The organism is Streptomyces sp. NPDC025651 (genome assembly GCF_055558735.1).
This window is the reverse complement of sequence record NZ_JBVHLZ010000019.1, coordinates 84,400-104,135: the sequence shown is the minus strand read 5'-3', so window position 1 is coordinate 104,135 and position 19,736 is coordinate 84,400. Positions and strand designations below refer to the sequence as shown.

Sequence of the window (19,736 nt, the reverse complement as noted above, 5' to 3'; positions counted from 1 at the left end):
CTGGTCGCGCAGTTCCCCGCGCCCCTTCGGGGCGCCGGATCAGTCCGGCAGCGGTGTCAGCAGGATGCGGCCCACCAGGCCCACCGCCCCGTCGAGCCGCTCCCCGAACTCCTGGGCGACGCCCGGCAGATCGCGCAGCGCCCACAGGGTCCTCGCCGCCGCCCACGCGCCGTCGCGGGCGCGCTCCAGGCTCCAGGAACCGGCCAGGTGGGTCAGGGGATCACCGATCTGGAGGAGGTCCGGTCCGGGCATCAGCTCTTCGCGGATGCGCTCCTCCAGCGACACCAGGACGTCGCCCACGCGGTCGAACTCGTCCTCCAGCTCGGCCGGTTCGCAGCCGAGCGCGCGGCAGGAGTCCACGAGGGCCAGCGCCAGGTCGTGCCCGATGTGCGCGTTGATGCCCGCGAGCGCGAACTGGAGCGGGCGTACGCCGGGATGGCGCCGGTACTGGAACAGCGGGCGCCAGCAGGCGGGCGGGCGGTGCCCCTCGGCCGCCGCGTCCACCGCCCTGAGATAGCGCTCGGCGAACCGGACGTCCAGCGTGGTCGCCGCGTGCGCGTCCGGGAACGCGCCGAGGTGGATGCGGCGCGCGACCTCCTCGGTGACCGAGAGATAGACGCGGTTGAAGACGGCGACCCCGTCGCGCGGCGGCCAGTCGTCGCCGAGCGCGCGCATCCGCGCCACCACGCCGTCGACCCCGCTCGCCGGGGTCCTGGTCTCTGCGAACCGCTCCAACTGCGCCATGGGGGCAGGGTCCCAGCCCTGGGCTTGCCGGGGCGCCAGCGCACCGGAGGCTTCCCCGAAACGAGGGAACGGCCGCCGCACCTGTCGTGCGGGGTGTCCGGGGGCTCGGGGGATCTGTGGGCATGGGGTGCCGGGCGAGTCCGACGGCTGCGAGGGCTCGCCCGGCACCTTCACCCCGGGCTACGCCTACGAGTTGGCGCGCGACGGAGCCGCGGCGGGCGCGGGGGTGCGCTGCCGCAGGCCGAGCGCGGCGCCGCCGACGACCAGGGCGAGCGCCACGAGCAGCGCGCTGACCCAGAGCGGCGAGCGGTAGCCGAGCCCCGCGGAGATCGCGAGCCCACCGGCCCACGGGCCGAGCGCACCGCCCACGTTGAACGCGGCCGTGGCGAACCCGCCCGCCAGGTTGGGCGCGTCGGTGGCCGCGTACAACACCTGGGAGATGAGCGTGGACCCGACGCCGAACGACAGCGCGCCCTGCACGAGGACCAGCACGACCGCGGCCTCCGTGTGCGCGGCCGTCACCGCGAACAGCACCCAGCCGCCGAGGAGCGCGAGCGAGCCGAACACCAGGAGCGGCAGGGGCCGTGCGTCGGCGACGCGGCCGCCCGCGCCGACGCCGACGAACGAGCCGATGCCGAACAGCGCGAGCACCACCGGCACCCAACTGGAGCCGAGGCCGGTCACGTTGGTGACCAGCGGCTCCAGATAGGTGAACGTGCAGAACGTCGCGCCGTTCACCAGCGCGCCGAGCAGCAGCGTCACCAGGAGCCGCGGGCCGCGCAGGGCACGCAGCTCACCGAGCACGCTCGGCCCGCCGGCGTCGGGAGCACCCGCGGGTACGGCCCGCGCGATGGCGAACACGGCGGGCACGGAGATCAGGGCCACGGCCCAGAACGCCGAGCGCCAGCCCCACGCCTGGCCGAGCAGCGCCCCCGCGGGCACGCCCGCGACGCAGGCGAGGGTGACGCCGCCGAGCAGCGCGGACGCGGCGCGCCCCTTCGCGTTCGGCTCGACCATGCTCGTGGCCGTCACCAGGGCGACCGCGAGGAACCCGGCGTTGGCGAGGGCGCCCACGACGCGCGTGGTGAGCAGCAGCGCGAAGCTCGTGGTGAGCGCGCCGACGACATGGACCACAAGGAAGGTGACGAGGAAGGCCAACAGGGCGCTGCGGCGCGAGAAGCGACGGCTCAGGACGGCCATCAGCGGCGCGCCGACGATCATTCCCACGGCGAACGCCGAGGTGAGGTGGCCCGCGGACGGAATGGAGACGTCCAGGTCCGCGGCGATGTCCGAGACGAGGCCGGACAGCATGAACTCGGAGGTGCCTTGCGCGAACACGGCAAGTCCGAGGAGGTAGATGGCAAAGGGCACAGCGAAACTCCGCAACCACGGTGTGGATCGAAACGATCGGGACACGGGAGCGGTGATCCGGTGGTGGGAGTGCCGGAATCGCGGACGGCTGCAAGAAGGCAGCGGAAGCGTCAGCGCGAGCGCACGAAAGGCCACCGGACGACCGGTGGCCGGAGTCTGTCGGACTCGGGAGTGGACATGGTGCGCACCTTAGGCAGCGGACGCGCACCACGTCCAGCCGATTAACGCTCCTTGCCCGGCGCGTCCTGCTCGTCGTACGTCGACGTGCCCGAATCGAGCAATGGCTCCTGGGACTTGAGGTGCGGCGGGGCGAACGCGCGCAGCACGTGGTAGCCGGTGATGACGACGATCGTGCCGAGCGCGATGCCGCTCAGCTCGAAGTTGTCGGTGAACTTCAGCGAGACGCCGCCGACGCCGATGATGATGCCCGCGGCGGCGGGGACCAGGTTCAGCGGATTGCGCAGGTCGACCTCGGCGTTGATCCAGATCTGCGCGCCGAGCAGGCCGATCATGCCGTACAGGATGACGGTGATGCCGCCGAGCACGCCGCCCGGGATCGCGGCCACGACCGCGCCGAACTTGGGGCAGAGCCCGAAGAGCAGCGCGAAGCAGGCCGCGGCCCAGTACGCGGCCGTCGAGTAGACGCGGGTGGCCGCCATCACGCCGATGTTCTCGGAGTACGTCGTGTTGGGCGGGCCGCCGACCGCGGTGGAGAGCATGGAGGCGGCGCCGTCGGCGGAGATCGCCGTGCCGAGCTTGTCGTCGAGGTTGTCGCCGGTCATCTCGCCGACGGCCTTCACGTGGCCCGCGTTCTCGGCGATCAGCGCGATGACGACGGGCAGCGCCACGAGGATCGCCGACCACTCGAAGCTCGGCGCGTGGAAGGACGGCAGACCGATCCAGTCGGCCTTGCCGACGGCGGACAGGTCCAGGCGCCAGTGGTCGACGACCTTGCCCGAGCCGTCCGCCGAGTGGATCTTGCCGAAGACCTGGTCGAAGACCCAGGAGACGGCATAGCCGAAGATCAGGCCGAGGAAGATCGCGACGCGTGACCAGAAGCCGCGCAGGCACACCACGGCCAGTCCGGTGAACAGCATCACCAGCAGGGCCGTCCACTGGTCCTGCGGCCAGTACGTCGCCGCGGTGACCGGCGCCAGATTGAAGCCGATCAGCATGACGACCGCGCCGGTCACGATCGGCGGCATCGCGGCGTGGATGATCCGCGCCCCGAACCGCTGCACCGCGAGCCCCACCAGGAACAGCGCGGCACCGACGACGAAGACAGCGCCGGTCACCGTCGCGCTGGAGCCTCCCTGCGCGCGGATGACCGCGGCGACGCCCACGAAGGAGAGCGAGCAGCCCAGGTAGCTGGGCACACGCCCGCGCGTGGCGAGCAGGAAGACGGCGGTCGCGACACCCGACATCATGATGGCCAGATTCGGGTCCAGACCCATGAGTACGGGTGCTACGAAAGATGCCCCGAACATTGCCACCACGTGCTGGGCGCCGAGCCCGAAGGTCCGCGGCCACGAGAGGCGCTCATCGGGGCGGACGACCGCGCCGGGGGCGGGGGTGCGCCCGTCGCCGTGCAGTCTCCAGCGCACGCCGAGATCCATGGTGAGTGTCGCTTTCTGTGCGCTGAGCCGGGCCGTGTCGCATGGCCCGAAATGATCGACGCCATGTTAATGCGGCGTCAGTGCGACTTCTCCCCGGTGCGGTTCACCTGTCCCGAGGTCGGGACGGTCGTCCCGGCGGGTTCGGGACCTCGGTCCGTGCGCAGGACACCGGCGAAGACCGCGAGGCCGCAGGCGAGCGCCGTCACCAGGCCGAAGGAGGTCACGAGGCTCGTCGCCTCGGCCAGCGTGCCGATCGCGGAGGGGGCGATCAGGCTGGACGTGTACGTGATGGTCGCGACGCCCGCGATGGCCTGGCTGGGGTTGGGGCCGCTGCGTCCGGCCGAGGCGAAGGCGAGCGGCACCACGACCGCGATGCCGAGCCCCATCAGCGCGAAGCCGGCCATGGCCATGACCGGGTGCGGGGCGAGGACGACGAAGAGGCCGCCGAGCGCCGCGAGCACCCCGCCGACGCGCACCGTGCGCACCGCCCCGAACCGGTTCACCACCGCGTCGCCCACGAGCCGCGCGATCGCCATGGTGAGTGTGAACCCGGTGGTGGACGCGGCGGCGACACCGGCCGACGTGTCCAGGACGTCCCGCAGATAGACCGCCGACCAGTCCAGGCTCGCGCCCTCCGCGAAGACCGCGCAGAAGCCGACCGCGCCGATCAGCAGCGCCGACCTGGGCGGCAGCGAGAACCGCGGCGGCGCCTCCTCCTCGGGCTCCGGCTGCAGGTCGAGCACGCCCTGGACGGCGACGAGGCCGATCGTGGTGAGCGCGACGGCGGCGAGCACGTGGTGCAGCCGGGCGTCCGCGCCGAGGTGGGCGGCGACCGTGCCGGCCGCGGAGCCGATCAGGGCGCCGACGCTCCACATGCCGTGCAGGCCCGACATGATCGACTTCTTCATGCGGTTCTCGGTCTCGACGCCGAGCGCGTTCATCGCCACGTCGGACATGCCCGAGGTCGCGCCGTACACGAAGAGCGCCAGACAGAGCGTGAGCAGATTGGGCGCGAGCGAGGGCAGGACCAGCGCGAGCGTCCACATCGCGAGCAGCCCGCGCAGCGCGTTGCGGGCGCCGAAGCGGTGGCTGATGCGGCTCGCGAGCGGCATCGCGAGGGAGGCGCCGATCGCGGGGAAGGCGAGGGCGAGGCCGAGCTTGCCCGCGCTGACGTCGGCGTGCTCCTGGATCCAGGGCACCCGGGTCGCGAAGGAGCCCGCGACCGCGCCGTGCACGCAGAAGACGGCCGCGACGGCGATGCGCGCCCGCTTCAACCGCTGCTTGTCGTAGACCACTTCACTCATTCCGCTCCGCCCCTCCCGAGTGCTGCCCGACACAGGGGGCAGTGCCGCCCCGCTTCGGCGACGTAAACTATCAGGAACCCTGCCTGATAAATAGAAGACCTTCTGTGGGAGGATCCGGCCATGCCTGTCTCGCCCGCCTCACCGAGTACCGCTCGGGCCATCAACGACCGGCTCGCGCTGGGCCTCCTGCAGAGCGAGGGGCCGCTGACGGCGAACCAGTTGAAGCAGCTCACCGGCCTGTCGCGGCCCTCGGTGGCCGATCTCGTCGAGCGGCTCCAGGGCTCCGGGCTGATCACGGTCGTCGGCGAGGCGGGTGCCCAGCGGCGCGGCCCGAACGCCCGGCTGTACGGGATCGTGGCCGACCGGGCCCACCTCGCCGCCCTCGACGTACGCACCGAGAGCGTCTCCGTGGTCGTGACCGATCTGCTCGGCGCGGTGCTCGCCGAGGCCTCCGCGCCCGTCGGCGGCGACACCGGCTCCGCGGTGGAGCGCGCCGTCGCGCTGGTCGAGCGCGCGGCGCGGGAAGGCGGCGTCCAGCGGCTGCACACCGTCGGCATCGGCGCCCCCGGCCTCATCGACCCCGCCACCGGCGAGCTGCACGACACGACGTCGCTGCCCGCCTGGCACCGCCGCCTCGCGGGGGTCCTCCAGGAGCGGTTCGGCGCGCGGGTCCTCGTGGAGAACGAGAGCAACCTCGCGGCCCGCGCCGAACGCCGCGACGGCGCCGCGCACGACCGCGAGACCTTCGTGCTGCTCTGGCTGGGCGAGGGCGTCGGCGCCGCGGTCGTCCTGGACGGGGTGCTGCGCCGGGGCGCTTCGGGCGGCGCGGGGGAGATCGGCTTCCTGCCGGTGCCCGGCACCGGAGCGCTGCCGTCCGCCACCGGGTGCGACGGCGGCTTCCACTCGCTGGCCTGCGCGGACGCACTCCGTGAACTGGGGGCGGAGTACGGCGTGCTGAAGCCGGACATGTCCGCGGCGGACGTCGTGCGGTACGCGGTGGAGGCCGACGAGGGCGCCTTCCTCGACGCCGTCGCCGAGCGGATCGCCGTCGGCGCGGCGGCGATGGCCGCGCTGCTCGATCCCGGGTGTGTCGTCCTCGGCGGGGAGATCGGCCGCGCGGGGGGCGCCGCGCTGGCCGATCGCGTCACGGCGCGGGTCGGTGCGATGTCCCCTTTGCGCACCGAGGTCCGTGCCAGCGCGTTGGGCGGCTCCGCGGTGCTGAGGGGGGCGTTGCTGGCCGCGCGGGACGCGGCCCAGGACGAGATCTTCGGGCCGCCGCCGGGGCACTGAGTGTTTCCGTCCGCGGGTGCGCCGTGGCTGAGCGCGCCCCCGCGCGGCGCAGCCGCACAGGTCACAGCCCCGAGCCCTGGCGGCGGCTGCCTTGGCGCCTGGCCAGATACTCCTCGAACGTGCCCTTCCCCACCGCCTGTCCGGGAGTCAGGTGGCCGCCCGCGCGGGCGGCTCGGTACGTCCTGCCCGCCAGGCGCACCGGGAGGACCGCGCGGCGCCTGCCCGTCGCCCGCAGGTAGGCGCGCGCCAGGTCGGGGAAGGTGCGGACCTCGGGTCCTCCCATGTCGGGGACCCGGCCCGCCGGTGGGGCCGTCGCCAGCTCCGTCAGGCGGTCCGCGACCTCGGCGACCTCGATCGGCTGGTCGCTGACGCCCGCGGGCAGCAGCAGGACGGGAAGCTTCGCCGCGCCCTGGAGGATCCGCAGGACCAGATCGTGGAACTGCGTGGTCCGCAGCACCGTCCAGCCGAGCCCCGACTCCTCGATCAGCCGCTCCACGGCGAGCTTCGTCCTGTAGTAGCCGAGCGGCACCCGGTCGATGCCGACGATCGAGATGTGGACCAGGTGCCCGACCCCGGCCCCGCGCGCCGCCGCGATCAGGTTCCGCGCCGCCTTCTCGTCGCCCCCGCGCGGCGAACTCGCGCAGTGCACGATCACGTCCACACCCGCCACCGCCGCGTCCAGGCCGGTGCCCTCGCGCAGATCGACGGCGTACGGCCGCGTACGACGGCTGAGCACCCGCACCTCGTGCCCCTCCGCGCGCAGCCGCTCGGTCACGAGGCGGCCGAGGGTTCCGGTGCCGCCGGTCACCAGGATCGTGGTCATCACAAGCTCCTTCGCAGTGCGGGACGCCCTGGACGCGTCCCTCACATGCTGAGAACCGGACAGCCCTCGGAAACGTGACAGCCGGGTCCGAGCGCGGGGCGGCCGGGTCGGACCGCGGCGGCCGGCTGACGCTCCACGTACGCCAGCTTGTCCGGATTGACCACGGCCCGCACCCCGGTCACCACCCCACCGCCCAGCTCGAAGGAAGCGACCCCCGTCAGCCGTCCTGCCACATGTGCGACCAGGGCGGGTGCGCCGTTGACCTCCGCGTACGAGAAGTCCATCGCGGCGCCGAGGTTCTCCAGGCCGCCCACCAGGAACCGCGTCACCTTCGCGCGCCCCAGGATCGGCCTGCGCGCGGCGGTGACCCTGCCGCCGCCGTCGCCCCACCACGTGACGTCCGCGGCCAGCATCTTCTCCAGGCCCGCCACGTCGCCCTCACGCGCCGCCGCGAGGAAGGACGCGACGAACTCCTGCCGCAGCTCGCGCCCCGGCTCGAAACGGGACCGCTCGTCGGCGACCGCGCGGGCCGCCCTGCGGTACAGCTGGCGGCAGTTGGCCTCGCTCGCCTCCAGGACCTCGGCGATCTCCCGGTGGCTGTAGGCGAAGGCCTCCCGCAGCACGTACACCGCACGCTCCGTCGGCGTGAGCCGCTCCAGGAGGACGAGCAGCGCCATCGACACCGCGTCGCGCTGCTCGGCGGACTCCAGCGGCCCGAGCGCGCCGCCGGAGGTCAGGACCGGCTCGGGCAGCCAGGTCCCCACGTACTCCTCGCGCCGCGCACGGGCCGAAGTGAGCCTGTTCAGACAGAGATTGGTGACGGTCTTCGCCAGCCAGGCGGCGGGCCGCCCGATGTCCTCGCGCCGCGCGCCGTTCCAGCGCAGATACGCGTCCTGCACGGCGTCCTCCGCCTCCTGCGCGGAGCCGAGCATCCGGTAGGCCAGGGAGAACATCCGGGGGCGGTGGGTCTCGAACTCCTCGGCCAGTGCCGTTGCGCTGCTCACGCCCACAGGGTGCCAAACCCCGTGGGCGTGAGCAGCGCAGAGGTCAGCGCCCCGCGCGCGTCAGCAGGCGCCGAGGTCCTGCCAGACGCCCCACTCGCCGCCGGCGCCGGGCTCGTCGCCCTTCGTCCACCACTTGGCCTTCCAGGTGTGGGACTTGTGGGACACGGTCGTCCCGGAGCCGTACTCGGAGGACGAACTCCACGCGGGGGCGGTGCACTTGCCCGGGGCCGGCGGGTCCGTCGGGCCCGGCGGGTCGGTCGGCCCGGTGCCCGCGCCCGGCTCGACGACCGTGGTGCCGCGCGCCAGGTCACCGGCGAGCGCGTAGTTCGTGCCGCCGATGTTCACCGTCCAGTTCCACGGGGTGGACACCGGAAGGTAGTAGTTGAAGGACAGGTCGATCGACGCGCCCGGCGCCACCGACTGCCAGGCGGGCAGCTTCAGCGAGACCCGGTGGAAGTCGCCCTTCAAGCCGCCGACGTTGCTGCCGGTGTGGTCGCTGCTGATCACCTTCGTGCCGAAGCCCGACTGGTCGGACGCGTTGCCGGGAGCCGCGGTGGAGTAGTCGAACTGGAACTCCGTGCCGCCGGGCAGCGTCGTCTTCGTGTTGTTGGTGATCTTCACCTTGGGTGTGATCGGGTAGTTGGAGTCGCCGAGCTTGAAGTCCCCGAACTCCACGCCGATGTCGACGGCCTTGGTGGGCAGCTCCTTGTTGGAGACCTTGGCGCCGTAGGGCTTCGCGGCCTTGAACTTGTCGTACATCAGCGAGGTGAGCGTGTCACCGATCTCGTACTGCCCCTTGGTGGCGTTCCACCGGTAGTCGCCGGCCATCTCCCAGACCATCGTGCCGCCGATGCCCTTGTCGACCACGTAGTCGGCCTTCTTCGCCACCGACTCCTCGTCCTCCGTGGAGAGGAAGACCTTCTTGTCCGCGTTCCACAGCCACGGCGCGACCAGCGAGGAGCTGTACTTGCGGGCGTAGGAGCCGGTCAGCTTGGTGTCGGCGGGGAAGCCGTACTTGGTGACGTAGTCGCCGACGATCCCCTTCTCCAGGTTCTTCGCGTGCCACATCGGGTTGGACCCGGCGGGCGACTCCTTGCCGTTGTCGTCCTTGTCGTGCCAGAGGTTGTCGATGCCGACCGCGCCGTCACCGCACTTGGTCAGGCCCGACCCGGCCGGACAGCTGGTGGCGGGCGCCTTGCCCCACAGCCCGTCGGTGCCGCCCTGCACGTTCTTGAAGCCCCGTGTGTAGTACGGCAGACCGATGTTGATGCGCCCCGCGGGCATCGAGCCGCGGAAGTAGTGGTACGCCCAGTCGGTGTTCAGATAGCCGATCCCGCCGTACTGCTGGCTGCCGTACACGCCCGCGGCCGCGAGCTCGGCGTCCTTGCCGTCGTCGTAGAGCGAGGCGTTGGGGCCGACGTACTCGTTCCAGGCGCCGTGCAGGTCGTACGACATGATGTTGACGTAGTCCAGGTACTTCTGGACCTGGAAGGTCTCCATGCCGCGCAGCAGATAGCCGGAGGAGGGGGCCGCGACGGTCAGCATGTAGTGCTTGCCGTCGGCCGCGCCCGCCTTGTCGAGCTTCTGGCGCAGGGTCTTCATCAGCGCCGCGTAGCCCTTGACCAGGCCACCCCGCCGGGCGTTGGAGATCGAGTAGTCGAGCGGGTTGCCCGCGTCCTTCATCGAGGTCGGGTACTCGTAGTCGATGTCGACGCCGTTGAAGCCGTACTTCTTGATGAAGGAGACGGCGGAGTCCGCGAAGGTGTCGATGCCCGCCTGGTTCACCGAGCCGTCGGCGTTGGTGGCCATCGAGTAGAAGCCGCCGGAGTTCACGCGCTTGCCGTCGTCGCCGAAGTAGCCGCCGGTCTCGGCCCAACCGCCCACCGAGATCAGCGTCTTGACGTTCGGGTGCTTCTTCTTGAACTTGTTGAGCAGGTTGAAGTGGCCCTTGTAGGGCAGCTCCGGGTCCATCTCGGCGCCCGCGACGCCCGGCCAGGTCATGCCGGTGGCGGCGTTCTTCTCTCCGTCGGAGCCGACGGAGACCTTGTTGTCCTTGTCGACGTGCGCGAAGGCGTAGTTGACGTGGGTGACCTTGTCCCAGGGGATGTCCGGGGCGAGGTAGGCGGGCTCGCCGTTCTTGCCGGTGCGCCAGCCGGTGAAGTAGCCGATGACGCGGCGCTGGTGGTCGGCGCCCATCTTCTCGCGTCCCTCACTGTCGTAGACCGAACAGTAGGGAACGTCGACACCGGGCGTCTGGTAGAGGCCGTCGGGACGGCAGGACGCGTTGTCGGCGGCCTGTGAGACACCACCGGAGAGCAGGCCGGCCAGGAGTCCGGCGACGGCGGTGCCGGCCGCGAGCAGGGTGGGTCTCGCTCGGGTGAGGGATGACGCGAGGGATGACAAGGGATCCTCCTGGGAGGTGCGGAACACGAACGGGCGGAACACAACTGGCAAAGATGTGAAGCGTTCTGGGGCCTGGTGTGCGCACACCGTCGGCTCCGGCTCCTCGGAGGTGTCGCAGAGATTAAGAGGACTAGACCATTGAGTCAATAAGTCCGGACCAATTTGGTTGAACATGATGTTGAACGGTGATGCTGTGAGCTAGGCCACAGCCCATCGCCCGTATGGCCGACGATCAGGCGTGGCACACTGGCCTCGTACCAGAAGCAGCGCACTCCGGGGTCGGTGTAATTCCGAACCGGCGGTTACAGTCCGCGACCCGGCCGCCTCCAGCGGCCGGTTGACCAGGTGAAATTCCTGGACCGACGGTGAAAGTCCGGATGGGAGGCAGTGCGCGGCGGGCGGGCATCTCTGCACGCCGTCGTTTGTGGCTCGTTCCCGGCACCGCCGGGGGCGGTTCCTGGGGCATCCCGGGAACAGGTGTCATCCGGCGTCGGCGTCGCTCCCGGTGCCGCTGCCCGTACGTTCTGTCGTCATCGACAGGCCCCGGAGTCCGTGCCCGAAGAGGCAGGAGGACCCGGTGGCCACCGCCGTAGCCGAAGCAGCCGCCATGCGGCGCGCCCTCACGCTGGCCGCGCGCGGCCTCGGCTCCACCAGCCCCAACCCCGTCGTCGGCTGCGTCATCATCGACGCCGCGGGCGAGAGCGTCGGCGAGGGCTGGCACCAGCGCGCCGGCGGCCCGCACGCCGAGGTCCACGCCCTGCGCGCGGCGGGGGAGCGGGCCCGCGGCGGCACCGCCGTCGTCACCCTCGAACCCTGCAACCACACGGGCCGCACCGGCCCCTGCGCGCAGGCCCTCATCGACGCCGGAATCGCCCGCGTCGTCTACGCCGTCGGCGACCCGGACCCCACCGCGACCGGCGGCGCGCACACTCTGCGCGCGGCCGGAATCCCGGTGGAGCAGGGCCTGTTGGAGGCCGAGGCCGCCGAGGGGAACGCCGCCTGGCTGACCTCCGTACGCCTCGGCCGCCCCCACGTCACCTGGAAGTACGCCGCCACCCTCGACGGCCGCATCGCCGCCGCCGACGGCACCAGCCGCTGGATCACCTCCGCCGAGGCCCGCGCCGACGTCCACCGGCTGCGCGCCGAGTGCGACGCCGTCGTCGTCGGCTCCGGCACGCAGCGCGCCGACGACCCGCACCTGGCCGTGCGCGGCATCGAAGGCGCGACCCAGCCGCTGCGCGTCGTCGTCGACACGCACGGCACCGCCGTCGCCCCGGGCGCCCGCGTCCTGGACGACGCGGCACCCACCCTGATCGCCGTCGCCGACGACGCCGCACCCGCGTACGCCGCCGACGTGACGGTCCGGCTCCCGCGCGCGGAGGGCGGGTTGGACATGCCGGCCCTGCTCGACGTGCTCCACGCGCGCGGGGTGCGCTCCGTCCTCCTGGAAGGCGGCCCGACGCTCGCCGGGGCCTTCGTCGCCGCCGGCGCCGTCGACCGCGTCGTCGGCTACCTCGCGCCCGTCCTGCTCGGCGCGGGCCCCGCGGTCCTGACCGGCGGCGGAATCACCACCATCACCGAAGCGTTGCGGCTCGACGTGAGCGAGACCGTGCCTCTCGGCCCCGATCTCCGCATCACCGCAACCCTCGTAGCGAAGGAGCACTGACGTGTTCACCGGAATCGTCGAAGAGCTCGGCGAGATCACCGCCGTCGACAACCTTCCCGACGCCTCCCGCTTCCGCCTGCGCGGCCCCGTCGTCACCAAGGGTGCCAAGCACGGCGACTCCATCGCCGTCAACGGCGTCTGTCTGACGGTCGTGGAGCACGAGGGCGACGAGTTCACCGCGGACGTCATGGCCGAGACCCTGAACCGCTCCAGCCTCGGCGCGCTCACCGTCGGCTCCCGCGTCAACCTGGAGCGCCCCACCTCGGTCGGCGCGCGCCTGGGCGGACACATCGTCCAGGGGCACGTCGACGGCACCGGCGAGATCGTCGAGCGCAAGCCGTCCGAGAACTGGGAGATCGTCAAGGTCTCCCTCCCCGCCGGCCTCTCCCGCTACGTCGTCGAGAAGGGCTCCATCACGGTCGACGGCGTCAGCCTCACCGTGGTCGACGCGGGAGACGACTACTTCACCGTCAGCCTCATCCCCACGACCCTCGCGCTGACCACGCTCGGCATCAAGCAGCCCGGCGACCCGGTCAACCTCGAGGTCGACATCATCGCCAAGTACGTCGAGCGCCTGCTCGGCGACCGCGCCCAGGTCCCGGATCGGGAGGCCACCCGGTGAACTGGCTCAACTCCGAAGCCTTCACGGCCTTCGACCAGCACATCATGTGGTCCGACATGATCGGCAACACCGTCGGCCTGATCGCGCTCGCGCTCGGCTGGCGGCGCTCGATATGGACCTGGCCCGCGCAGTTCCTCTCCGGCGTCATCCTCGTCGCCGCGTACGCCTCCGCGCAGCTCTCCGGCGGCGTCGGCAAGCAGCTCCTCGTCATCGGCGTGGCGCTGTGGGGCTGGCGGCAGTGGACGCGCGGCAGGCAGCAGGCGCAGGACGGCTCCATCGCCATCCGCTTCGCCACCTGGAAGGAGCGGGGCGTCCTGCTCGCGGGCACCGCGGCCGGCACCGTCGCCGTCGGCGCCCTGTTCAGCGCCGTCCCCTCGCTGTCCTGGAACCCCTGGCCGGACGCCTACATCTTCGTCGGCACGCTCGCCGCGATGGTCGCCCAGGCCCGCGGGCTCGTCGAGTTCTGGTTCGCCTGGCTGCTCGTCGACGTGGTCGGCGTGCCCCTCGCCTTCAGCAGCGGCCTCGCCTTCTCCGGCCTCGTGTACGTCGTCTACCTCGCCCTCGTCCTCTGGGGCATGCGCGACTGGTGGCTGCGCTCCCGCGCGGCGGCCTCTCAGCCCGTCATGGAAGGAGCCCCGGCATGACCGTGGCACCTGTCTGGTACACCACCGACAACGCCGAAGACCTCTCCCTCGACCCCGTCGAGCAGGCCATCCGCGACATCGCGGCGGGCCGCCCCGTGGTCGTCGTCGACGACGAGGACCGGGAGAACGAGGGCGACCTCGTCATCGCCGCGGAGAAGGCGACCCCCGAGATCGTCGCCTTCATGATGAGCGAGTGCCGCGGCCTGATCTGCGCGCCCATGGAGGCCGCGGAGCTCGACCGGCTCAGGCTGCCGCAGATGGTCGAGCACAACACCGAGTCGATGAGCACGGCCTTCACCGTCTCCGTCGACGCCTCCGCCGCGCACGGCGTGAGCACCGGCATCTCCGCCGCCGACCGCGCCACCACGCTCCAGCTCCTCGCGGGCGGCGAGGCGGGCCCCGACGACTTCGTGCGCCCCGGGCACGTCTTCCCGCTGCGCGCCAAGTCCGGCGGCGTGCTCGTGCGCGACGGCCACACCGAGGCCGCCGTCGACCTCGCCCGGCTCGCGGGCCTGCGCCCCGCAGGCGCCATCGTGGAGATCGCGGGCGAGGACGGCAGGATGCTCCGCCTGCCCGAGCTGATCCCGTTCGCCCGCAAGCACGGCCTGACGATCATCTCCATCGAGGACCTGATCGCCTACCGCCGTCTCTCGGAGCCCACCGTCCGCCGCGAGGCCGAGGTCAGCCTGCCCACCGCGTTCGGCGAGTTCACGGCGTACGGCTACCGCTCCACCGTCGACGGCGTCGAGCACGTCGCCCTCGTCCACGGCGACATCGGCGACGGCGTCGACGTCCTGGCCCGGCTGCACTCCGAGTGCCTGACCGGCGACGTCTTCCACTCGCTGCGCTGCGACTGCGGCCCCCAGTTGGAGGCGTCCATGCGGCGCATCACCGAGGAGGGGCGCGGCGTCGTGGTCTATCTGCGCGGCCACGAGGGGCGCGGCATCGGCCTGCTCTCCAAGCTGCGTGCGTACGAGCTCCAGGAGCGCGGCAGCGACACCCTCGACGCCAACCTGGAGCTCGGCCTGCCCGCCGACGCCAGGGACTACGGCGCGGGCGCCCGGATCCTGGACGACCTCGGCGTCCGCAGCGTCCGCCTGATGACCAACAACCCCGACAAGACCGACGCGGTCCTGCGGCACGGCCTGAAGGTCACCGGGCGCGAGCCCATGCCGATCAAGGCCGGCGAGCACAACCTCCGGTACCTGCGCACCAAGCGGGACCGGATGGGGCACGACCTGCCCTGGCTGGACACCACCGACGTGTCCGCCTGCGGCAATCAGTAAGCACCGACGACCCCTACGACGTACAACGGCAAGGAGAAGCGCGTGAGCGGCAAGGGTGCACCCGAACTGAGCGTCAAGAACTGCGGCGACCTGCGGGTCGCGGTGATCGCCGCGCAGTGGCACGAGAAGGTCATGGACGGCCTCGTCGACGGCGCCCTGCGGGCCCTGAACGAGCTCGGCATCAGCGAGCCGACCGTCCTTCGCGTGCCCGGCAGCTTCGAGCTGCCGGTCGTCGCGAAGGTCCTGGCCGGACGGGGCTACGACGCGATCGTCGCGCTCGGCGTCGTCATCCGCGGCGGCACCCCGCACTTCGAGTACGTGTGTCAGGGCGTCACGCAGGGCCTCACCCAGGTCTCCGTGGACACCGGGGTGCCGGTCGGCTTCGGCGTGCTGACCTGCGACACCGAGGAGCAGGCCCTGGACCGCGCGGGCATCGAGGGATCCCGCGAGGACAAGGGCCACGAGGCGGTCACCGCGGCCGTGGCCACGGCCACCACGCTGCGTACGATCTCCGAACCCTGGCGCTGAGGGGAGCCGGGCGGCCGCGTAGAGTGGCGACCATCATGTCCAAGAAGACTTTCGAGGAGCTCTTCACCGAGCTCCAGCACAAGGCCGAAAGCGGCGACCCCGCGACCTCCCGCACCGCCGAGCTGGTCGACAAGGGCGTCCATGCCATCGGCAAGAAGGTCGTCGAGGAGGCCGCCGAGGTCTGGATGGCCGCCGAGTACGAGGGCAAGGAAGCCGCCGCCGAGGAGATCTCGCAGCTCCTGTACCACGTGCAGGTGATGATGGTCGCCCGCGGCATCTCCCTCGACGACGTGTACGCCCACCTCTGAGCCGTACGTCCACAAGTCACCCCAACTCACCCATCACGCAAAGGAATCCCGCCTCATGCTGCGCATCGCCGTCCCCAACAAGGGTTCACTGTCCGGACCTGCGTCGGCGATGCTCCATGAGGCCGGATACCAGCAGCGCAAGGAGTCGAAGGAGCTCGTCCTCGTCGACCCCGACAACGAGGTCGAGTTCTTCTACCTCCGGCCCAAGGACATCGCGATCTACGTCTCGGCCGGCAAGCTCGACATCGGCATCACCGGCCAGGACCTCCTGATCGACTCGGGCGCCAACGCCGAGACGATCCTGCCCCTCGGCTTCGCCCGCTCCACCTTCCGCTTCGCCGCGAAGCCGGGCACCGCGAGCGGCATCGCCGACCTCGCGGGCAAGACGGTCGCGACCTCGTACGAGGGCATCGTCGCCAAGCACCTCGCCGAGCAGGGCGTCGACGCCTCCGTCGTCCACCTGGACGGCGCCGTGGAGACCGCCATCGAGCTGGGCGTCGCCCAGGTCATCGCGGACGTCGTGGAGACCGGCACCTCCCTGCGCAACGCGGGCCTGGAGGTCTTCGGCGAGCCGATCATGAAGTCCGAGGCGGTCGTCATCCGCCGCACCGGCGCCGACGCCGACGACCCGAAGGTGCAGCAGTTCCTGCGCCGCCTCCAGGGTGTCCTCGTCGCCAGGTCGTACGTGATGATGGACTACGACTGCCGCGCCGAACACCTGGAGCAGGCCGTGGCCCTCACCCCGGGCCTGGAGTCGCCGACGATCTCCCCGCTGCACAACGAAGGCTGGGTGGCCGTCCGCTCCATGGTCCCCGCCAAGGAGGCCCAGCGGATCATGGACGACCTGTACGCCATCGGCGCGCGGGCCATCCTGACCACGGCCATCCACGCCTGCCGCCTCTGACCGGCCCCTGATCCGGTAGGAGCACCGCCTCATGTCCGACAGCCCCGCCCTCCCCGCGCTGCCCGTCACGTTCCGGCCGACGCGGACCCGGGCCGTCCTGCTCACCGCGGGCGTGCTGATCTTCGTGACGATCAGCACCATCGCCTTTCTGCTGCCCGATCTCAGCGCGGGGGAGCGGACCAGCTTCGTCTTCACCGGCGCGCTGCTCCTCGGCGTGCTCGTGCTGCTCAGCAGGCCCAAGGTCGTCGCCGACGAGTCCGGCGTGACCGTCGTCAACATCGCGACGAGCCGCCGTCTGGCCTGGGCCGAGATCGTGCAGGTCAACCTCCGCCCCGGCGACCCCTGGGTGTTCCTCAACCTGAGCGACGGCACCAGCCTGCCCGCGCTCGGCATCCAGCCCGGCATCGGCAAGCAGCAGGCCATCGGCGACGCCCGCGCCCTGCGCGCGCTCACCGACGCCCGCACGGCCCTCGGGGACTAGACGTCCCGCGCCCGGTCTTGATTAATCTGGTGGCGGGGCGCGCATGGAGTGCCGCCCCGCCCCTGACGGGCCCGCCCGGCCCCCAGGGGCTCCTGCTACCCGAGGAGTGACTCCCTCCGGCGATGGACGGATCGTCCTGTAGTACCTGCGCCGCCCCCTCCCGACATACCGGGACCGGCACGACCGGGGAGGCGGCGGCATGACAGTCCCCCTGCTGCTTCTCGGGGCGGCATTCCTGCTGATTCTCGCCAACGGCTTCTTCGTGGCGGCCGAGTTCGGCCTCGTCACCGTCGAGCGGCCGGACGCCGAGAAGGCCGCGGCCGACGGAGACCGACGGGCCCGCACGGTCGTCGGCGCCCTCAAGGAGCTGTCCTTCCAGCTCTCCGGCACCCAGCTCGGCATCACCATCACCTCGCTCGTGGTCGGCATGCTCGCCGAACCGGCCCTCGCGCATCTGCTCGCGGGCCCGTTCACGGCGATCGGCATCCCCGAAGGCGCCGTCGGCGGCGCCTCCGTGGTGGTCGGCATGCTGCTCGCGTCCGCCGTGCAGATGGTCATCGGCGAACTGGTGCCCAAGAACTGGGCGGTGTCCAGGCCACTGCAGGTCGCGCGGTTCGTCGCGGGCCCGCAGCACGCCTTCTCGCGGCTCTTCCGCCCGGTGATCTCCCTGCTGAACGCCGTGGCCAACCGTGTCGTCCGCGCGCTCGGCGTCGAGCCCGCCGAGGAGCTGGCCTCCGCCCGCACCCCCGGTGAACTGGTCTCCCTGGCCCGGCACTCGGCGCAGGCCGGCGCCCTGGAGCAGGACACCGCCGACCTGTTCGTACGGACCCTCTCCCTCGGTGAACTGACCGCGCAGCACGTCATGACGCCGCGCGTGAAGGTCAGCGCGCTGCAGTCCTCGACGACGGCCGAGGACGTGGTCAACCTGACCCGCGCCACCGGCCTGTCCCGCTTCCCGGTCTACCGCGAGCGGATCGACGAGATCGTCGGCATGGTGCACCTCAAGGACGCCCTCGCGGTGCCCGCGCACGAGCGCCTGCGCACCCCCGTCAGCCGGATCGCGCAGTCCCCGCTGCTCGTCCCCCAGACGCTGCCCGTGCAGCCCCTCCTGGAGCGGCTGCGCAGCGAGCAGCCCATGGCCGTCGTCGTCGACGAGTACGGCGGCACGGCGGGCGTCGTCACCCTGGAGGACATCGTCGAGGAGCTCGTCGGCGAGGTCCGCGACGAGCACGACCTGCTCGACCTGCCCGACCTGTGCGTGGCGCCGGCCGAGGAGGGCAGGCCCGCCTGGGACGCGGACGGCAGCTGCCGCGTGGACACGCTCCAGCGCATAGGACTCGACGTACCCGAAGGCCCGTACGAGACCGTGGCCGGCCTCGTCGCCGACCTGCTCGGCCGCATCCCTGCCCCCGGCGACCGGGCCGAACTGCCCGGCTGGCGGCTCTCGGTGCGCCAGGTCGGGCACTACCGCGCGGAGCGGGTGCGCCTCGTGCGGATGCGTGAGGCCGACGCCGGGGACGTCGCCCGCCGCACGCCGGAAACCGCCGCGCGGGCCGGTGCGGAAGCAACTCCGGCAGCTGTTCCTGAAGGTGCTCCCGAAGTCGCGGAGGCGCTGCGATGAGCCTGCTCCAACTCCTCTTCGCCGTCCTCCTCGTGCTCGCCAACGGCTTCTTCGTGGGCGCCGAGTTCGCGCTCGTCTCCGTGCGCCGCAGCCAGATCGAGCCCCTGGACTCCAAGCGGGCCCGCCAGGTCCTGTACGGCCTGGAGCACCTGCCGCAGATGATGGCCGCCGCCCAGTTCGGCATCACCGTCTGCTCGCTGACGCTCGGCGCCGTCGCCGAGCCGACCGTCGCGCACCTCCTGGAGCCGCTCTTCGCGGCGGTCCACCTGCCCGAGGGCATGATCCACCCCCTCGGCTACGTGATCGCGCTCGCCGTCGTCGTCTTCCTGCACCTCGTCATCGGCGAGATGGTCCCGAAGAACCTCGCGATGGCCGCCCCCGAGAAGACCGCCCTCTGGTTCAGCCCGGGCCTCGTCGCCTTCGCGCGCCTGTGCCGTCCGGTGACCGTGGCGCTCGGCGCGTGTGCGCGAGTCGTCCTGAAGCTCTTCGGGGTGGAGCCCAAGGACGAGGTCGAGGCGGTGTACACCAGCGTCCAGCTGGGCCGCCTCGTCGAGGACTCGGGCCAGGCGGGGCTCCTGGACCCCGAGGAGCAGGAGCGCCTGGAGGACGCCCTCGAACTGGGCTCGCGCCCCGTCACGGACGTCCTGCTGGACGCGGCGTCCCTGGTGACGGTGGGCCCCTCGGTCACCCCGGGCCAGGTCGTCGCGCTCACCGGGCGCACCGGGTACTCCCGCTTCCCGGTCCGCGCGGAGAACGGCGCCTTCATGGGCTACCTGCACGTCAAGGACGTACTGGACCTGGAGGACACCGAGCGCGCCGTGCCGCAGCAGGTCTGGCGCCCGATGACCACGTTGCGGGCCGAACTCCCGCTGGACGACGCCCTGACCGTGATGCGCCGCGCCGCGACACATCTGGCGCAGGTCGCCGACGCCTCCGGCAGGGTGCTCGGCCTGGTCGCCCTCGAGGACGTCCTGGAGCTCCTGGTCGGCGAGGTCCGCGACCCCGCGCACCGCGTGGCGGTGCCCCGCAAGGCCCAGGAGACACCCGAAGGCGAGGCGCGCGAGGCGCGCGGTGGCGCCCTCGTGGGGTGAGCGCGCGGGGCGTGGCCCGCAAGACGCGTC

The 19,736-nt window shown here is 71.9% G+C and carries 18 protein-coding genes and 1 riboswitch; of the genes, 11 read left to right on the top strand and 7 right to left on the bottom strand.

Annotation, left to right across the window (positions count from 1 at the left end; all coding sequences use genetic code 11):
* Positions 1-39: 39 nt before the first annotated feature.
* From ACZ4D5_RS40905 to ACZ4D5_RS40890, 4 genes are all read right to left on the bottom strand, one after another.
* On the bottom strand, positions 40-744 hold the full coding sequence (locus ACZ4D5_RS40905) for a DUF5995 family protein (protein ID WP_467777583.1): 705 nt from the start codon (positions 742-744) through the stop codon (positions 40-42).
* Positions 745-930: 186 nt separating this feature from the next.
* Positions 931-2,115 carry a Cmx/CmrA family chloramphenicol efflux MFS transporter gene (locus ACZ4D5_RS40900; protein WP_467777582.1) on the bottom strand — a complete coding sequence of 395 codons (1,185 nt, stop codon included), beginning with the start codon at positions 2,113-2,115 and terminating at the stop codon, positions 931-933.
* A gap of 221 nt (positions 2,116-2,336) precedes the next feature.
* Positions 2,337-3,731: a uracil-xanthine permease family protein gene (locus ACZ4D5_RS40895; protein ID WP_467777581.1), complete on the bottom strand. Its 1,395-nt coding sequence runs from the start codon at positions 3,729-3,731 to the stop codon at positions 2,337-2,339.
* A 77-nt stretch (positions 3,732-3,808) separates the two neighbouring features.
* Positions 3,809-5,035 (bottom strand): MFS transporter, encoded by a 1,227-nt coding sequence (locus ACZ4D5_RS40890; RefSeq protein ID WP_467777580.1) that lies wholly within the window; start codon positions 5,033-5,035, stop codon positions 3,809-3,811.
* Between the two features lie 120 nt (positions 5,036-5,155).
* Between ACZ4D5_RS40890 and ACZ4D5_RS40885 the strand changes: the two genes are divergently transcribed.
* Positions 5,156-6,325: an ROK family transcriptional regulator gene (locus tag ACZ4D5_RS40885; protein ID WP_467777579.1), complete on the top strand. Its 1,170-nt coding sequence runs from the start codon at positions 5,156-5,158 to the stop codon at positions 6,323-6,325.
* A 61-nt stretch (positions 6,326-6,386) separates the two neighbouring features.
* Here the strand turns inward: ACZ4D5_RS40885 and ACZ4D5_RS40880 are convergent, their stop codons facing one another.
* The 3 genes from ACZ4D5_RS40880 to ACZ4D5_RS40870 are packed head-to-tail and all read right to left on the bottom strand — an operon-like array spanning position 6,387 to position 10,555.
* Positions 6,387-7,148 (bottom strand): SDR family oxidoreductase, encoded by a 762-nt coding sequence (locus ACZ4D5_RS40880; RefSeq protein WP_467777578.1) that lies wholly within the window; start codon positions 7,146-7,148, stop codon positions 6,387-6,389.
* A gap of 41 nt (positions 7,149-7,189) precedes the next feature.
* Complete coding sequence (locus ACZ4D5_RS40875) at positions 7,190-8,152, bottom strand: RNA polymerase sigma-70 factor (protein WP_467777577.1); 963 nt, start codon at positions 8,150-8,152, stop codon at positions 7,190-7,192.
* 60 nt (positions 8,153-8,212) lie between these two features.
* Positions 8,213-10,555: a chitinase C-terminal domain-containing protein gene (locus ACZ4D5_RS40870; protein ID WP_467777576.1), complete on the bottom strand. Its 2,343-nt coding sequence runs from the start codon at positions 10,553-10,555 to the stop codon at positions 8,213-8,215.
* 264 nt (positions 10,556-10,819) lie between these two features.
* Positions 10,820-10,950: riboswitch (FMN riboswitch) on the top strand.
* Positions 10,951-11,162: 212 nt separating this feature from the next.
* Between ACZ4D5_RS40870 and ribD the strand changes: the two genes are divergently transcribed.
* From ribD to ACZ4D5_RS40820, 10 genes are all read left to right on the top strand, one after another.
* A complete protein-coding gene (gene ribD, locus ACZ4D5_RS40865; RefSeq protein ID WP_467777605.1) occupies positions 11,163-12,221 on the top strand; it encodes a bifunctional diaminohydroxyphosphoribosylaminopyrimidine deaminase/5-amino-6-(5-phosphoribosylamino)uracil reductase RibD in 1,059 nt (352 codons plus the stop codon).
* A 1-nt stretch (position 12,222) separates the two neighbouring features.
* A complete protein-coding gene (locus tag ACZ4D5_RS40860) occupies positions 12,223-12,843 on the top strand; it encodes a riboflavin synthase (RefSeq protein ID WP_467777575.1) in 621 nt (206 codons plus the stop codon).
* Between the two features lie 44 nt (positions 12,844-12,887).
* The gene (locus ACZ4D5_RS40855; RefSeq protein WP_467777604.1) at positions 12,888-13,487 is read left to right on the top strand and encodes a nicotinamide mononucleotide transporter family protein; all 600 of its coding nucleotides are present in this window, start codon (positions 12,888-12,890) and stop codon (positions 13,485-13,487) included.
* Complete coding sequence (locus ACZ4D5_RS40850) at positions 13,484-14,773, top strand: bifunctional 3,4-dihydroxy-2-butanone-4-phosphate synthase/GTP cyclohydrolase II (protein ID WP_467777574.1); 1,290 nt, start codon at positions 13,484-13,486, stop codon at positions 14,771-14,773. The genes ACZ4D5_RS40855 and ACZ4D5_RS40850 overlap by 4 nt, the downstream gene beginning before the upstream one ends.
* 42 nt (positions 14,774-14,815) lie before the next feature.
* Entirely contained in the window at positions 14,816-15,301 is a 486-nt protein-coding gene (ribH, locus tag ACZ4D5_RS40845) for a 6,7-dimethyl-8-ribityllumazine synthase (protein ID WP_467777573.1), read from the top strand.
* A 35-nt stretch (positions 15,302-15,336) separates the two neighbouring features.
* A complete protein-coding gene (locus tag ACZ4D5_RS40840; RefSeq protein WP_467777572.1) occupies positions 15,337-15,609 on the top strand; it encodes a phosphoribosyl-ATP diphosphatase in 273 nt (90 codons plus the stop codon).
* A 55-nt stretch (positions 15,610-15,664) separates the two neighbouring features.
* Positions 15,665-16,513 (top strand): ATP phosphoribosyltransferase, encoded by an 849-nt coding sequence (hisG, locus tag ACZ4D5_RS40835; protein WP_467777571.1) that lies wholly within the window; start codon positions 15,665-15,667, stop codon positions 16,511-16,513.
* Positions 16,514-16,544: 31 nt separating this feature from the next.
* On the top strand, positions 16,545-16,994 hold the full coding sequence (locus tag ACZ4D5_RS40830) for a PH domain-containing protein (protein ID WP_467777570.1): 450 nt from the start codon (positions 16,545-16,547) through the stop codon (positions 16,992-16,994).
* Positions 16,995-17,193: 199 nt separating this feature from the next.
* Positions 17,194-18,615, top strand: coding sequence for a hemolysin family protein (locus ACZ4D5_RS40825; protein ID WP_467777569.1), 1,422 nt, complete (start codon positions 17,194-17,196; stop codon positions 18,613-18,615).
* Entirely contained in the window at positions 18,612-19,706 is a 1,095-nt protein-coding gene (locus tag ACZ4D5_RS40820) for a hemolysin family protein (protein ID WP_467777568.1), read from the top strand. The genes ACZ4D5_RS40825 and ACZ4D5_RS40820 overlap by 4 nt, the downstream gene beginning before the upstream one ends.
* The last annotated feature ends 30 nt before the right edge of the window (positions 19,707-19,736 follow it).